Origin of the sequence: Labrys sp. WJW (assembly GCF_001676615.1) — a bacterium.
In the GTDB taxonomy this organism is placed as follows: Bacteria; Pseudomonadota; Alphaproteobacteria; order Rhizobiales; family Labraceae; genus Labrys; species Labrys sedimenti.
In genome coordinates, this window is the sequence record NZ_LYXZ01000062.1 from 84,059 (window position 1) to 99,228 (window position 15,170).

General features: G+C 63.2%; 12 protein-coding genes and 1 pseudogene. 9 read left to right on the forward strand and 4 right to left on the reverse strand.

Annotation, left to right across the window (positions count from 1 at the left end; translation table 11 throughout):
* Positions 1-163 precede the first annotated feature (163 nt).
* The 3 genes from BA190_RS30580 (at position 164) to BA190_RS30590 (ending at position 3,177) form a co-directional block, all read left to right on the forward strand.
* Positions 164-907, forward strand: coding sequence for a FadR/GntR family transcriptional regulator (locus BA190_RS30580; RefSeq protein WP_068297156.1), 744 nt, complete (start codon positions 164-166; stop codon positions 905-907).
* Entirely contained in the window at positions 904-2,490 is a 1,587-nt protein-coding gene (gene ggt / locus BA190_RS30585) for a gamma-glutamyltransferase (protein ID WP_068297162.1), read from the forward strand. The genes BA190_RS30580 and ggt overlap by 4 nt, the downstream gene beginning before the upstream one ends.
* Before the next feature lie 75 nt (positions 2,491-2,565).
* Complete coding sequence (locus BA190_RS30590) at positions 2,566-3,177, forward strand: dihydrofolate reductase family protein (RefSeq protein WP_068297165.1); 612 nt, start codon at positions 2,566-2,568, stop codon at positions 3,175-3,177.
* A 20-nt stretch (positions 3,178-3,197) separates the two neighbouring features.
* On the opposite strand, the gene BA190_RS30595 is transcribed toward BA190_RS30590, so the two are convergent.
* Positions 3,198-3,905 (reverse strand): HAD family hydrolase, encoded by a 708-nt coding sequence (locus tag BA190_RS30595; RefSeq protein ID WP_068297167.1) that lies wholly within the window; start codon positions 3,903-3,905, stop codon positions 3,198-3,200.
* Positions 3,906-4,051: 146 nt separating this feature from the next.
* Here BA190_RS30595 and betC point away from each other — a divergent pair, with 146 nt between their 5' ends.
* Positions 4,052-5,572: a choline-sulfatase gene (gene betC / locus BA190_RS30600; RefSeq protein ID WP_068297171.1), complete on the forward strand. Its 1,521-nt coding sequence runs from the start codon at positions 4,052-4,054 to the stop codon at positions 5,570-5,572.
* Positions 5,573-5,943: 371 nt separating this feature from the next.
* On the forward strand, positions 5,944-6,843 hold the full coding sequence (locus BA190_RS30605; RefSeq protein WP_245315006.1) for a tetratricopeptide repeat protein: 900 nt from the start codon (positions 5,944-5,946) through the stop codon (positions 6,841-6,843).
* 219 nt (positions 6,844-7,062) lie between these two features.
* Here BA190_RS30605 and BA190_RS30610 read toward each other — a convergent pair whose 3' ends face one another.
* Positions 7,063-9,240 (reverse strand): CHASE2 domain-containing protein, encoded by a 2,178-nt coding sequence (locus BA190_RS30610; protein WP_068297173.1) that lies wholly within the window; start codon positions 9,238-9,240, stop codon positions 7,063-7,065.
* Positions 9,241-9,511: 271 nt separating this feature from the next.
* On the opposite strand from BA190_RS30610, the gene BA190_RS30615 reads away from it, so the two are divergent.
* A complete protein-coding gene (locus BA190_RS30615; RefSeq protein WP_068297176.1) occupies positions 9,512-10,255 on the forward strand; it encodes a FecR domain-containing protein in 744 nt (247 codons plus the stop codon).
* 7 nt (positions 10,256-10,262) lie between these two features.
* Here BA190_RS30615 and xth read toward each other — a convergent pair whose 3' ends face one another.
* On the reverse strand, positions 10,263-11,045 hold the full coding sequence (xth, locus tag BA190_RS30620) for an exodeoxyribonuclease III (RefSeq protein WP_068297223.1): 783 nt from the start codon (positions 11,043-11,045) through the stop codon (positions 10,263-10,265).
* Positions 11,046-11,049: 4 nt separating this feature from the next.
* A complete protein-coding gene (gene erpA / locus BA190_RS30625) occupies positions 11,050-11,379 on the reverse strand; it encodes an iron-sulfur cluster insertion protein ErpA (protein WP_068297179.1) in 330 nt (109 codons plus the stop codon).
* Positions 11,380-11,519: 140 nt separating this feature from the next.
* Here erpA and BA190_RS30630 point away from each other — a divergent pair, with 140 nt between their 5' ends.
* The 3 genes and pseudogenes from BA190_RS30630 to BA190_RS30640 form a co-directional block, all read left to right on the forward strand.
* On the forward strand, positions 11,520-12,740 hold the full coding sequence (locus tag BA190_RS30630) for a deoxyguanosinetriphosphate triphosphohydrolase (RefSeq protein WP_068297181.1): 1,221 nt from the start codon (positions 11,520-11,522) through the stop codon (positions 12,738-12,740).
* Between the two features lie 10 nt (positions 12,741-12,750).
* Positions 12,751-13,878 carry a DALR anticodon-binding domain-containing protein gene (locus BA190_RS30635; RefSeq protein WP_068297182.1) on the forward strand — a complete coding sequence of 376 codons (1,128 nt, stop codon included), beginning with the start codon at positions 12,751-12,753 and terminating at the stop codon, positions 13,876-13,878.
* A 66-nt stretch (positions 13,879-13,944) separates the two neighbouring features.
* Positions 13,945-15,170, forward strand: a pseudogene (locus BA190_RS30640) (hypothetical protein); the annotation flags it as partial.

A 15,170-nucleotide genomic window follows, 5' to 3' on the forward strand; every position in this document is an offset into this window, starting at 1 on the left:
GGTGGTGCTCCGGATGACTTGTTCCAGGTCCCTGTTTGGAACCAATTTTATTATTGATACCGATATTGGGACATAACATTGGCATGCCAGCAAGAAGAATCGTATGGACAATGCAAGAAAATCGATACTAATCTATGAGACCAATATTTAAATTGGTTCAAAAATGAATAGCAAACAGCAAGCCAGCCAGAATCTTCGCAGCCTGTTGAATGGCGGCGCCTATCCTCCCGGCAGTCGCCTGCCGCCGGAACGTGACCTCATGCTCCGGCTGGGGCTGAGCCGCCGGGCGCTCCGGCTCGGGCTGGAGCAGCTGGAGGCTGAGGGGCGCCTGTGGCGGCATGTCGGCAAGGGAACCTTCGTCGGCACTCGCCCGCCCGAGCGGGAACTGGGCATGTCGCTGATCACCGCCAGCACCAGTCCGGCCGAACTCATGGATCTCTGCCTGTGGACGGAGCCGACCTATGCCAGGGTTGCCGCCACGCGGGCGAGCCGCATGGACATCGACAATCTGCGCTATCTCCTCGACAAGAGTGCCGCCGCTCGCGATGCCTCGACCTGGGATATCTGGGATGTGCGCCTGCATCGTGCCATCGCAGAGGCCACGCACAATGCCCTTGCCCTTGCCGTGTTCGACAGCCTGAATGCCGTGCGGGAGGAGGGGGCCTGGCGACGCCTGCGCAACGATCCCACCACGACCGAGCGTTTCGAGGAACTCACGCTCCACCATCGCCAGATCGTCGATGCCATTGCCCGGCATGATCCGCCAGCCGCAGAAGCCGCCATGCGGCGGCATCTGCGCTCGGTCCAGCACGCCTTGCTGCTCGAGGATGCCGGCACGGACGCTGCTGATGGGGAAGCCCCGACGATCGACCTTCTGCGCAACGCATTTCAGGAAGATGTACCATGAGGGATTTTCAGCTTCCGGGCCGTTCGCCCGTCCGCGCCATGGACGCGATGGTCGCGACGTCCCATCCTCTGGCCAGCGCGGCCGCCCTCGCCCTGCTGCGCGAGGGGGGCAATGCCATCGACGCGGCAATCTGCGCCTCTGCGGTCCTGGCGGTGGTCGAACCGCAGTCGACGGGTATCGGCGGCGACTGTTTCTGCCTCTATGTGCCCGGTGGAGAAGGCCCGGTACTCGCCTATAATGGGGCCGGGCGGGCGCCAGAGGCGGCAACCTTCGACTGGTATGAGGGGCGGGGATTTACTGAGATACCGGCCGACAGTCCACATGCCGTTACCATTCCAGGTGCGATCGATGCCTGGTGCCGTCTGTCGGCGGACCATGGCCGCACTCCGCTCGATCGCGTGCTGGCCCCCGCCATCCATTATGCCGAGGCGGGATATGTCATTCATGACCGGGTCGAGGTGGATTGGCACGAGGCGAAGGATCTTTTGGCGCGGGATGCCACGGCTGCCCGCGTCTTTCTGCCTGGTGGCGCCGTTCCGAGGGCAGGCGATGTCCATCGCCAGCCGGAGCTTGGCCGGAGCCTGCGCCTCATCGCCGCCAAGGGGCGGACCGCATTCTACGAGGGCGAGCTTGCCGAGGATCTGGTTGCGCATCTGCGCAGCGTGGGAGGGCTGCATACGCTGGATGACTTTGCGGCCGCCAGCGGCGAGTACGCAGAGCCCGTCAGGACCAGCTATCGTGGCGTCGATGTCTGGCAGATGCCGCCGAGCAATCAGGGGCTGACGGCCCTGGTGATGCTCAACCTGCTGGCAGGTTTCGATCTGGCCGAGCTCGACCCGCTGGGAGCGGAGCGGTTGCATCTGGAGGTCGAGGCCGGGCGCCTCGCCTATCGGATCAGGGACGAGTTGATCGCCGATCCCGATCATGCCGACGTTCCCGTCGAGGCCTTGCTGGCCTCGTCCTACGCCGATGGACTGCGGCGCAGGATCGATCCCGATAGTGCCAGCCGTGAATTGCCTGCGGCGGTGATGGAGCCATCGGATACGGTCTATCTTTCCGTCGTGGATCGCGATCGGAATGCGGTCAGCTTCATCAACTCGACCTATCATTCCTTCGGCAGCGGCCTGGTCGGCCCGAAATCGGGAATCGTCCTGCAGAACCGCGGCAAGGGATTTCGCGTCGACCGCCGCCACCCGAACTGCATTGCGCCGCGCAAACGCCCCCTCCACACCATCATGCCCGGCATGGCGACCCGCAACGGCCGTGTGGTCGCGCCGTTCGGTGTCATGGGGGGCGACTACCAGCCCTTCGGCAATGTCCATGTGCTGAGCAATCTGCTGGACTACGGCATGGACCCGCAGGCCGCGATCGATCTGCCGCGGGTTTTCTACCAGCAGGGCGAACTCGTCGCCGAGCGCGGCGTTCCCGCGGTCACGCTTCGCGCCCTCGAGGCGCGCGGCCACAAGGTCGGCCCGGCCGAGGAGCCGCTGGGCGGCGGGCAGATGGTTCTCATCGATTGGGAGAAGGGAACGCTGACGGGCGGCTCCGATCCGAGAAAGGATGGGCTTGCCATCGGCTACTAAGGCCGAATTCGCCGGCGCTGTCGGAACGGACCGATCTCGCACGTCCTTGGGGCGAATGGGTACGAGGAGAGCGCAATGAGAGAATTGATCTTGACGATGACCATGTCGCTCGATGGTTACGTCTGCGGCCCCGAAGGCGAACTCGACTGGATCTTCGATGGCGATGAGGAGGCCATCGCCTGGAAGTTGGAGACTGTGTCGAAGGCGGGCCTGCACATCATGGGCAGCCGAACCTTCCAGGCCATGGCTGCCTATTGGCCAACTTCCACCAGCGTGTTCGCGCCGGCGATGAACCAGATACCCAAGGCCGTCTTTTCAAGGCAGGGATCGGCAATCCTGAAGGCGGCTGACGCCCCGACCGGCGCCGGCAGTGGTCGATCGGGACAAATGCAGCCCGGTGCGGAAAGCTGGAAGGAGGCCCGCGTGGCCAGCGGCGATCTGGCAGACGAGATCGCCAGGATGAAGGCCAGCGACGGCAAGCCGATCATTGCCCATGGCGGCGCTGCGTTCGCACGCGGTCTCATCGCCCGGGAACTGGTCGATCGATACGCCTTGGTGGTGCATCCGATCGCCCTCGGCAAGGGCATGCCGATCTTCTCCGACATCACCTCGCCAAGGCGCCTCAAGCCGATCAGCTCTACGGCCTTTCCCGGAGGCTCGGTGGGGCAGGTCTATCGGCCTGCGTGAGCACGTCTTATGCGCAATCTCTAGTCCTTGATTGCCTGGATCACGTTGACGGTCTGCGTCAGCGTTTCGATCTCGCGAAAGCGAGGCTCATGCAGCGGGGCTTCGGCATGTTCGAAGGCCCAGGTCAGGGGGTGGGGGACATAGACGCCCCAACTGCCAACCCGGAGTGCCGGAATCACGTCGGATTTCAACGAATTGCCGATCATCATGGAGGCCTCGGGACCATCGCCATGCCGGGCGAAGGCTTGCGCATAGGTCTTGGCACTCTTTTCGCTGACGATCTCCACCGCCTCGAACAATTCGCGCAACCCCGATTGCGCGATCTTGTTCTCCTGATGGAACAGGTCGCCCTTGGTGATGAGGATGAGCCTGTAGCTGCCTGCCAGGCTTTCCAGCGTGTCGGCGACATCAGGCAGCAACTCGACCGGATGGTTGAGGATCTCCTTGCCGAGCGCCAGGATGCGCCCGATGACCTGTGCTGGCACCCGGCCGCTGCTGACGTCGATGGCGGTATCGATCATCGAGAAGGTGAAGGTCTTCATGCCGAAGCCGTGACTGACGACATTGCGCTTGCCGACTTCGAGAAGATGCGCCAGCAGCGTATCCTTGTCGGCATAGTCGGCAAGAAGGCTGACCAGTTCTTCCTCGGCCGTCCTGAAATATTGCTCGTTCTGCCAGAGCGTATCGTCGGCATCGAAGGCGAGCGTGGTGAGGCGGGCAGGGGACATCGCGATCTCTCGAACTGGGCCCGTCCGTATAAGCCCAAATGCGCCGGTGAGGCCAGCCCGTGTCGGATGCAAGCAAGGCCATCTCGCGATGTGTTCCGACAATTGCTATTCCCGTTTGCGAATCCAGCCCAGCGCGTCAGGTCCTCATGTCCCAGTCCAAGCCCAACATCCTCATCATCATGGTGGATCAGCTCGCACCGGCCTTCCTGCCGGTGCACGGCTTCGATCTGGTCAAGGCGCCCAATATCGTGAGCCTGGCCGAGCGCGGCGTGGTGTTCGACAGCGCCTATTGCAACTCGCCTTTGTGTTCGCCCTCCCGCGCCGTGTTCATGAGCGGGCAATTGCCGTCGCGCTCGGGTGTCTACGACAATGCCGCCGAATTCCGCGCCGACATCCCGACCTGGGCGCATTATCTCAGGCGAGCAGGCTACCGCACCGTGCTGTCGGGCAAGATGCATTTCTGCGGGCCTGACCAGTTACATGGTTTTGAGGAGCGGCTGACAACCGACATCTATCCGGCGGACTATGGCTGGACTCCCGATTGGGATCATCCGCACGAACGCCCGAGCTGGTATCACAACATGTCATCGGTGACCGATGCCGGCCTTTGCGTGCGCACCAACCAGCTCGATTTCGACGATGAGGTGGTGTTCGCAGCCGAGCGCGCCCTCTATGAACATGTGCGCAGTCCCGACAAGCGTCCCTTCTGCATGGTGGCGTCGCTCACCCATCCGCATGATCCCTACGCGATCACGCAGGACTATTGGGACCTCTATCGGGACGAGGAAATTCCCCTGCCTCGTCATGTGGTTCCGGTCGAGGAGCTCGATCCGCACTCCCTGCGCCTGCGCCATGTCTGCGACATGGACAAGGCCGAAATCACCGACCAGCACATCCGCAATGCCCGGCATGCCTATTTCGGTGCGATTTCCTATGTCGATGCCAATGTCGGCAAGCTGCTCAAGGCCCTGGAAGCGACGGGCCTCGATAAGGAAACGATCATTCTGTTTACCGGCGACCATGGCGAAATGCTGGGCGAGCGCGGCCTGTGGTACAAGATGAGCTGGTTCGAGGGCTCAGCCCGGGTGCCGCTGATCATCAGTGCGCCTCAGCTCTATCGTCCGCATCGGGTCGCTGCCAGCGTGTCGCTGGTCGATATCCTGCCGACCCTGGTGGATATGGCCGAACCTGGCGCGGCTGCGCAGCTGACTGGCATCGACGGCGCCAGCCTGGTGCCGCATTGCCTCGGAGAGGGCGGGCATGATGAAGTTCGCGGCGAGTATCTTGCCGAAGGTACCGTGGCGCCTCTGATGATGCTCCGCCGCGGCAACTTCAAATTCGTGCATTCACCTGCCGATCCCGATCAGCTCTACGATCTGGTTGTTGATCCCGCCGAACTGACAAATCTTGCGGCGGAGCCGGTATATGCCGAAATCGTGGCAGGTTTTCGTAAGGAAATAGAAACGCGCTGGAGCCTTGCTGCTATCGATGCCGATGTACGCGCCAGCCAGCGTCGTCGTCGGGTAGTGGACGACGCCTTGAACTCTGGAAAAGCGACTTCGTGGGACTTTCAACCTTTCAAGGACGCTTCCAGGCAGTATATGCGCAACACCATAGACCTTGATGATCTGGAGGCGATGGCACGTTATCCTCGCGTGCGCCCGTAAATGCTATGGTTAATTCTTCACTGTCCGGTGTGGCAATAGAGCAACACGGATTCGAAGTCTTGCGTTGCCGGCCTCCAGCCGTCGACTTGGCCGCGTTCCTGCCACAAAGTGACCGCTGAATTCAGCCCGCATTTTGGAGCGTCAAGATCTCCAGCGTGCTGAACGCAGTTGAGTTGCTTGAGTGGCGGTCGAACTTGGATAGAGCTTTTCGCGAACACGCAATGGACAGCGCCGGATTTGCCAGTGGTCGTGTCCACGTGCCCGGAGGATTCCGCCGGCCGACCGGTGCCGTCGCGAAAAAGCCATCAACTTTGCGGCTTTGGCAGGAGAGCCGCCGTGAATCGGTCAAAGAATCGGCAGAAGTGTCGGCTATGTCCTTCACTATGAACCAGATTTCTCTCTTGGCCGACCGGCAGACCGCAGGCGGACCCCTTGATCGGGTCCCGGCGCGCCATGGCAAATCGCTTGCCTGGATGCGCTGTCTTCTGCGTGCGAGCGGCCTCGGCCTCTTGCTATCCCTGGGCTGTGTGACGGCACAGGCTTTCGATGGCACCAAGACGCCGGCGGACGATCCTTCTCCGATGCAGGCCTTCCGCAACGGCACCAAGGCCTACAAGGCCGGCGATCTCGCCGGAGCATCACAGGCGCTGGAATTCGCCGCCAGCAAGGGGCACGCCCTGGCCCAGTGGAAGCTCGCCCGCATGTATTCTGAAGGGGATGGCGTTCCGCGCGACGACAAGAGGGCGTTCGACTATTACCAGGCCATCGTCGACGCCCATGGCGAGGACAGCCCGGACACTGCCCAGGCCCGCTTCGTTTCCAGTGCGATCGTCGCGCTAGGCTCCTATTACGTTTCGGGCATCCCCAATGAGGTGAAGCCCAATCCCAGGCACGCGACCGAGCTGTTCCAGTATGCCGCCACCTATTTCGGCGACAGCGACGCACAATATAATCTCGGCCGCATCTATCTCGACGGCAATGCCGTGCAAAAGCGCGACGCCATCACTGCTGGCCGCTGGCTGCGTCTGGCCGCCGACAAGGGCCATCGCCAGGCACAGGCCGTGCTCGGCCACCTCCTGCTGTCGGGCAACGACATGCCGCGCCAGGGCGCGCGGGGCCTGATGTATCTGACTTTGGCGCGCGACGGTGCCAATGGCGAGCGCGACCAGTGGATCATCGACCTCTATGACGATGCCTTCGCCAAGGCGACGCCGGACGAGCGCGAGATGTGCCTGACCTATCTGGCGCAGTTCCTCAAGGACCATTCCTAGGTCGGCGCAGATCGAGAGCGCGGGTAGTTCGCGTTTGCTGATCGAAGCTGACGCCTTGGACCGCTCGTTATCTGCTGGCAATCTTGAGCCGACCGGCGCTGCCGGCGTTAGCAAGGTTGGCGAAATCCGCTCGAACTTTGTCCTCTGCATCCCCGAAGTGGAGCAGCCGGGCCATTCCTTGGGGGCGCCAAGGGCCTCCGAAGGATAGATTGGTGCCCGTCAGAGCTGCGTCACGCCCTGCCAATCGAGTTTAGGGTTCCCTATCAATCTATTGAAATGCTTTGAATAATACTCGAACAGGCGCTGATAGCCCCGTTGGTAGGCTGCTGCGTTCTTTTCCAATAGGGCCAGGGCCTCCACGAAATCGCCGGCCCGATAGGGCGCCAGGATTTCCGCCTGGGCGACCTGCAGCCGGAAGAAGTCGGTATCCGCCTCGCCGGTGTGAAGGGCGAACAGCCCGATAGCACCCTGCCGACCGCGTACCATGGCACGGTCGAGCTCAAGGAAGGGCATGCCGGTCGCCGCCCGGCTGGTGGCTTCGGTGACGAGAACCTCCACGCCATAGAGCTTCGTCAGAGCCTCCAGGCGCGAAGCGAGGTTGACTGCATCGCCGAGGGCCGAATATTCGAGCCGCTGTTCCGAGCCGAGATTGCCGACGCAGGCCTCGCCCGTATGCAGCCCGATGCCCATCTGGATCGGCGGATCGCGAAACTCGCGTGCCATGCCGGCGATATCCAGCGCTGCCTTGCAGGCGAGCGTCGCGTGGTTCGGCATGTCGAGCGGCGCATTCCAGAAGGCCATCATGCCGTCGCCTATGAATTTGTCGATGGTGCCGCTATGGCGAAGAACGGCTTCCGTCGCCGGCGTATGGATGCGGCGGATCAGCGACACCACGCCCTCCGGCGACTGGGTCTCGGCAATGCCGGTGAAGTTGCGCACGTCCGAGAACATGATGGTGAGTTCGCGAATCTCGCCGCCGAGCACGATGCGATCCGGAGCTTCGACCAGGCGCTCCACCACTGCCGGGGTCACGAAGCGGCCGAACATCGAGCGTACCTCGGCCCGCCGGTGCTCGGCCTCCTGGTAGTGATAGACCGTGGCGGCGAGAAAGACGGAGAGGGTGCCCACGCTCGGCATCACCGCATCGAACAGCACACCCTGCCGCACATAGAGGATCCAGCTCCAGCAGGCGATCATGATCGGGATGGAGAGGCCGGCCACGGTCGAAACCAACGGCATGTTGCGGGTGCGCCTGAGAATCCAGGCCAGCAGGCTGCCCAGGGCGAGGATGAGGAATGCCTCCAGGCCGCGCATCCAGTCGGGTCGCACCAGGCTGGCGCCGGCGAGCACTTGTTCGACGATCTGGGCATGTACCTCGACGCCGGGGATCGCCTCTTCCACCGAGGTGCTTCGCTGATCGCGCAGGCCGATGGCGACTGCACCGACGAAGACGATATGATCCTTGATGTCCTGCGGATTGAAGCTGCCGTCGAGGATCGAGGCAGCCGAGATCCAGGATGACGGCTCCGATCGGCGCGCAACCAGGCGAACCTCGCCATTGCTGTCGGTATCGATGAAGATGCTTCTGTCGCCGTCGCCGATTCGGATGGTGTTGATGCCGCTTTGGACGCCAAAGGCGGGCTGGCCGCTGGCATTGGAAGCGCGCACCATGAGGGTGTCGGCGCCCATGGCGACGCGAATGGTTTCAAGCGAGAGGGATGGCGCCACCTTGCCGGCGATGGCGACGAAGGTCGGCACCTTGCGGATGACGCTGTCGCCGTCGGGAAACCAGTTAATGGCACCCGCTCCCCGGGCCGCGTCATAAAGGACGGGCAGCGGCATTTTAGCGGCTGGGAAAGAGGGCAGGAAATTGACGGGGTCATCCCCGACCTGCCCGTATCCGCTCTTGATCTTGACCGGCTCGCCGGCATCGGTTCCCAGAAGACCGAGCACGACGGGTATGTTCGCCATGGTCTGTGCAAACATGACGTCGTAGGAGGCGGTGGAGGCGCTCATGGCTTTTTCCAGCGCTTCCCGTTCGGCGCTGGTGGGCAGCTTCTTGACCAACAGTCCTGGCGAGGTCTGGTCGGCCTCGCTGAACAAGACGTCGAAGGCAACCACGACGGCACCGGCATCGGCCAGCTTTTGAGTGAGTGTGGCGATCACGCTGCGCGGCCAGGGGAATTGGCCGATTTCGGACAGCGATTTCTCGTCAATCGCCACGATGCGCACGGGCGAATCGGGATCGCGTCCCTTGGCGTGCCAGCGCTGATAGGTGTCGAAGACGATGTCCTGCAGCCGGGGCAGGGGGGCGGGACCAAGCAAAGTCAACAGGCTGAAGATCAGCAGCGGCAGAGCCACCACCAGCGGATATCCAAGGAAGCGCTTCAGCCGCATGTCGATGTCACGCTCATACTCCAGCACAGCAGGTACTACTGGAGGAATTCGCCCCGCTCGGCCAGTGAATTATCGGCTTTTCCCTTGCGGCAGCCGGTGTGGCTGGGTTGTAGGCCGCAGAAGTCTCGCCTCTTGATCATGGAAGGGAATGCGTCATGATGGTCTTGGCATCGCTGCCACCCCTTCGGCTCGCTCAACTCGGGCACCGGCGGTCGGAGGCCCGTTTTCGCCAACAACAATACAGTGACCGGACATAGGGCGGATTATCGGCATGCCACGATCGCGCTTCCTGACACCCCGCTTCTTTGGACTGGCGGCAGCCTGCAGCTTGGCCTTCACGTCCGCCAACGCGGCTGAGACCGTGGGGAACACGGTCGGCGTGACCCCTGCCGCCATCGGCACGGTTGCCGGAGAACTCGGGGTCGATATCGCTGTCTATCGCGACGAGACCGTGCGCACCGGCCCTTCCGGGGCTCTTGAAATCAAATTCCTCGACCAGACGCGCCTTGCGCTCGGCGCTTCGGCATCGGCCAAGCTCGACCGCTTCGTCTATTCGGGGGGGCAGGCCAGGGATGTGGTGATCGGCCTGTCGAAGGGGGTGTTTCGCTTTGCCAGCGGTGTCTCCGCCAAGAAGGCCTATTGGATCCAGACGCCGCTCGCCGGGATCGGTGTGAGAGGGACCAATTTCACGGCCGAAATCAGCGACAATTATGAGCGTTTCACCATCTGGGAAGGCGCCATAGAGGTCTGTCCTCGCCAGAGAGGGCTTTCCATCGACCAGGAACGCCGGCGGCGCTGCCCGCTTCTGAAACGGCGGGGAGAGACGATTACCATCTTCCCCGGCAGCAGGTCGCGAAGGGGTGGGCCGCCGGTGGTATTCTCGCCCCATTGTGCCGAGGCCGGCGCGGGGGCCCAACTCTGCGGCCGCTATGGCGGCAAGGGGGGGCAGAATCGCGGCCAGAGGCGGCCGGGCTTCAACTTCCCCACCTTCAACCCGCCACAGCAGCGCGACTGACGACACGCTAGAGGGCGAGGTCGCAGCGAATCGGCACGTGGTCGGAGGCCTTTTCCTGCCCGCGCATCGCCTTGTCGATGGCGCAGCCCTGGAGGCGCGAGGCCGCTTGCGGCGACAGCAGCAGATGATCGATGCGGATGCCGTTGTCCTTCTGCCAGCCGCCGGCCTGATAGTCCCAGAAGGTATAGTGTCCGGGCGCATCCTCGCAGGCCCGGAACGCATCCGTCAGGCCGAGTGCGAGCAATTCGCGGAACTTGGAGCGGCTCTGGAGCAGGAAGAGAGCGTCGTTCACCCATTCTGCCGGGTTCTTGGCGTCTGCCGCCTGCGGGATGATGTTGTAGTCGCCCGCCATCACGAAGGGTTCCTCGAGCGCGAGCAGGCCGCTGATGTGCAGCCTGAGGCGCTCCATCCAGCCGAGCTTGTAGGGATATTTTTCGGTGCCGACCGGATTGCCGTTCGGCAGATAGATCGAAGCGACACGCAACGCGCCGGAGGCGGTGGAGATCACGGCCTCGATATAGCGGGCCTGTTCGTCGCCATCGTCACCCGGCAGCCGCGTCTTCACCTCGTTGAATGGGTGCTTGGAGAGTATGGCCACGCCATTGAAGGTTTTCTGGCCATGGACGGCGACATTATAGCCGAGCGCCTCGATCTCGGCGGCGGGAAATGCCTCGTCCACGCATTTGATCTCCTGGAGGCAGACGACGTCCGGTTGGGCGTCCTTCAGCCAGCCCGTGAGATGGGGAAGCCTTTGGCGGATGGAGTTCACGTTCCAGCTGGCAACACGCACCATGTCACACCGAGAAGCTGGTGCCGCAGCCACAAGCGGCAGTGGCCTGCGGGTTGTTGATCTTGAAGGCGGAACCGATGAGATCCTCGACATAATCGAGCTCGGCGCCTTCCATATATTGCTGCGACATCTCGTCGATCAGCACGGTGGCGCCTTCCTTGGCGATCGCCAGGTCATCCTCGTGGCGTTCGGTGTCGAACACGAACTTGTACTGGAAGCCGGAGCAGCCGCCGCCCTCCACGCTGATGCGCAGCATCGAGCCGGACGGTTCACTTTCGAGAATCTTGGCGATCCGGCGCGCAGCGCGGTCGCTCACGGAAACGGGACTGGTCATGGCATCCTGTAAACTTGGCTGCATCTTGTACCGAAAATATGTGCGAAGGGCCAAAGGTTCAATGCTCGATCGCGCCGTAAAGAAGCTTTGCCTTGCCACGTGGCAACCTCTATTGAGGCGCAAGCAAGGCGTGAGGCGCGATGGCCGAACTCGAGATACCCGATTGCGTGATCCGGCCTCGCGGTCCGTGGGCGGTGGCGCCCCAATCGCGCGGGCGGTTGTTTGCCGAGCCGCAGTCGCCGACGCGGACCGATTTCCAGCGCGACCGCGATCGCATCATCCACTCCACGGCTTTCCGCCGCCTCAAGCACAAGACTCAGGTTTTCGTCGCGCATGAGGGCGATCATTACCGCACCCGGCTGACCCACACGATCGAGGTCGCCCAGATCGCCCGTTCGATCGCCCGTTCCCTGGCGCTCGACGAGGATCTCGCCGAGGCCCTGGCCCTGGCGCATGATCTCGGCCACACGCCGTTCGGCCATACCGGCGAGGATGCGTTGGACGAGGCGATGCGCGCCTATGGCGGCTTCGACCACAATGCCCAGTCGCTGCGCATCGTCACCCGCCTCGAGCGGCGCTATGCCGAGTTCGATGGACTCAACCTGGCCTGGGAGACCCTGGAAGGGCTGGTGAAACACAACGGGCCTCTGCTGCAGGCGGACGGCACCCCGGTGGCGCGCTATCGCGAGCGGGGCATTCCCGTCGCCATCCTGGAATATCAGGCCCAGCAGAATCTCGATCTCGAGGGTTTCGCCAGTGCCGAGGCGCAGGCTGCCGCCATTGCCGACGACATTGCCTATAATGCACATGACATCGATGACGGGCTGCGTGCCGGCCTGTTCGAGCTCGCCGATCTCGGGCAGGTGCCGCTCGCCGGTGAATTGCTCGCCGAGATCGCCGATCGTCATCCTGACCTCGATCGTGGCCGCACCACCCACGAATTGATGCGCCGAGTGATCACCCGGCTGGTGGAAGATGTGATCGGCATGGGCAAGGCCGCCTTCACCTCCGGGCTCTACCGATCGAGCGAGGATGTGCGGGGAGCCGGCAAGACGCTGATTGCCTTTTCGCCGTCCGTCGCGCTGGCCGACAAGGGAATCAAGGGCTTTCTTTATCCCAACATGTATCGCCACGAACGGGTGATGAAGGTCCGCATGCATGCTGCGCAGGTGGTCACCCGCCTGTTCGACCGCCTGTTCGCCGAGATCAGCCAGATGCCGGCCGAATGGTGCGAGGGGCTGGAAGGTGCGCGGGAGGACAAGCGTGCGCGCCGTGTCGCTGATTATATTGCCGGCATGACCGATACTTTCGCGATCAACGAGCATCGACGCCTGTTCGGAACGGCGCCGGATCTGCGCTGACGTCGCTGCCATGGATCCGATCGAATGGCTCAGGCGTGGCGTACAGGAGGCTATCGCTTCGCTCCAGGCGGCGGGCCGTCTGCCCGCCGGTCTCGATGCGGCTTCGATCGGCGTCGAGGTGGCTGACCAGACAGGGCGGGGAGATTTCACCTGCAATGCTGCCCTCGTGCTGAGCCGGCCAGCAAGGATGCCATCCCGGATCCTGGCCGCTCTCCTTGCCGAAACGCTGGAGAGCGTCGATGGCATCGCCGGAGTCGAAATTGCCGGGCCCGGCTTCCTGAACCTGACGCTGGCGCCGGCGATCTGGGCCCGCATGCTTGCGGGCGTGCAGAGGGCCGGCAGCCGCTATGGCGCCAGCACGCGCGAGGGGGCAGGCAACTCCACGATCGGCTTCGGGGCCACCGATCCGCAGAGCAGCAGGCCCCTGTCGCCGGCGCGCTGCGAAGCGGTCGGCACTGCCCTGGCCAATATGCTGGACCATCTCGGTTCTCGCGCGGACAGGCACTTCAGGACAGGTGCGGTGCATGCCGATGTCATTGTCCGACTCGGGCCGCTTTTGGGTTTAAAAGGGCGAAACTCCCCGCCAATCGCCGGCCATCGCGCCGACGAGCTCGACCTTTCGATGGTTGCCGGCCTCATCGGCGACGACGCCGCTCGTCTGGGCATGCTGATGCAGCCTGCCGATGCTCCGCTCACGCTCGACCTCGACCTTCTGCTCGATCAGAGCCATGCCAACCCCGTCTTTGAGCTGCATTATGCCCATGCCCGCTGCTGCGCCCTACGCCAACAGGGGGAGATCAGGGGACATGGTGATTGCGATGAAAATCACTGGGATGTTCGGGCTTTCGAGGATGAGGGCGTGCAGTTGATTCTGCGCTTGCTTGCCCTATATCCAAGCCAGATCGATCTCGCCGTGAGGCAGCGCGAGCCCTGCAGGCTGCTCCACTATCTGTGCAGCTTGGCCGGCGGGCTGCACCAGCAATATTATCGCAGTCTCGGGGCCCCTCATTTACGCTTCATTAGGGATGATGATCGATTGTTAACAGGCGCCCGCTTGGCGTTGGTGCGCGGGGTCGAGACGGTTCTTAAGTCTGGACTCGGCTTGCTCGGCAGTTCTGCGCCGGACGAGATGCGCTGAAACGAGATCGGCCGTTTTGGCCGCAGATCGCCCCTGGCGATCGACCAGCCTGGTCAGGAACGAGTCATGATTGAAACCGAACATCGCCGTGTCGCAGCCAGCAACAGCGATCAATGGCTGTCCGATCTGGCAACTGCAGGCGGCGACCGCGATGTTTATGCTGAAAGGCGTGACACAAAGGCCTATGCTTCGGCCGGCGTTTTGCGTTCGCAGGAGGCGGGCATGACGGATCGCTATGATCGCAATGGACACGAGATTCGCGATGGCCATCCCGAGACCGTGTCCAAACATGCGCAGGCCGAGCAGGCGCAGGCTCATCAAGGCGACTACTACGACGACTACCAGGATGTCGCTACGCGCCAATCGAAGGCCTATGTCTTCGATGACGAGCGCGAGGAGCAAGGACCTGAATGGGTCTATGACGAACAGCGCGGCGTCTGGGTCGATCGTGACGGTAATCCCTATGTGGAAGCCTATCCCGAAGGCGAGGAAGATCGCTATGCGCCGGCCGCCGATGACGAATATCTGGCGCCGCGCGCCGAGACCCGGATGCCCCGGCGCAAGTCCCGCGGCAGCGCCGTCAGCCTCGCCGCTCTCGTTCTCGTCGCCAGTATCGGGGGCGGCCTGGCCTATGTCTGGAAGAAGGGCGGCTTCGTCGGCAGCGACATTCCGGGTATCGGCAGCGCGCCGCCGGTGATCAAGGCGAGCACGGATCCGGTCAAGATCAAGCCGGCCGAGACAGCGGCGGCGGCCAGCCAGCCGACCCACGAGATCTTCAATCGCAGCAATCAGACCGCTTCCGTCGCCAATGAGCGGCTGGTGCGTCATGAGGAGCAGCCGGTTGCGGTGGTGCCGACCCGACCCGAAGGGGCAGCAGCCTCGACCCCGGCGGCGCCCGATGCCAATGCGACGCGTCCGGTGACGACGAGCAACATCGTGCTCCCCAATCCCGAGGGCGCTGCCGCACCCGACCAGACCGCCAGCAATGCTTCTGAATCCCAGGTTGCACAGGCACCCGACGAGCCTCGGCGGGTGAAGACCATCAAGATCATGCCGGATAGCTCGGTGGTGACTGGCGAGGCGCCGATCACCAACGCCGAGCCCCGCGCCCCGCAGACCCGTTCCGTGGATGTTTCGGCCTTGGCGCCGACCCCTCCTGCTGAGCAGCCTTCAGCCGTGGCGACGCCAACGGCTCCCGCCGGTGCTTCCGACACCGCTCCGCTCGTCCAGGGCGAGGCTGGCCAGGCTACGCCTGCGGCTCCTGCTGCCCCGGTCGCAACCGTGCCTGCAGG

Excerpts from the sequence above, each read along its gene's own strand:
- BA190_RS30615 (WP_068297176.1), top strand. The coding sequence starts at position 9,512 with ATGCCACGATCGCGCTTCCTGACACCCCGCTTCTTTGGACTGGCGGCA.
- betC (WP_068297171.1), top strand. The coding sequence starts at position 4,052 with ATGTCCCAGTCCAAGCCCAACATCCTCATCATCATGGTGGATCAGCTC.
- BA190_RS30610 (WP_068297173.1), bottom strand. The coding sequence starts at position 9,240 with ATGCGGCTGAAGCGCTTCCTTGGATATCCGCTGGTGGTGGCTCTGCCG.
- BA190_RS30605 (WP_245315006.1), top strand. The coding sequence starts at position 5,944 with ATGTCCTTCACTATGAACCAGATTTCTCTCTTGGCCGACCGGCAGACC.
- ggt (WP_068297162.1), top strand. The coding sequence starts at position 904 with ATGAGGGATTTTCAGCTTCCGGGCCGTTCGCCCGTCCGCGCCATGGAC.
- BA190_RS30630 (WP_068297181.1), top strand. The coding sequence starts at position 11,520 with ATGGCCGAACTCGAGATACCCGATTGCGTGATCCGGCCTCGCGGTCCG.
- BA190_RS30580 (WP_068297156.1), top strand. The coding sequence starts at position 164 with ATGAATAGCAAACAGCAAGCCAGCCAGAATCTTCGCAGCCTGTTGAAT.
- erpA (WP_068297179.1), bottom strand. The coding sequence starts at position 11,379 with ATGACCAGTCCCGTTTCCGTGAGCGACCGCGCTGCGCGCCGGATCGCC.
- BA190_RS30595 (WP_068297167.1), bottom strand. The coding sequence starts at position 3,905 with ATGTCCCCTGCCCGCCTCACCACGCTCGCCTTCGATGCCGACGATACG.
- BA190_RS30635 (WP_068297182.1), top strand. The coding sequence starts at position 12,751 with ATGGATCCGATCGAATGGCTCAGGCGTGGCGTACAGGAGGCTATCGCT.
- BA190_RS30590 (WP_068297165.1), top strand. The coding sequence starts at position 2,566 with ATGAGAGAATTGATCTTGACGATGACCATGTCGCTCGATGGTTACGTC.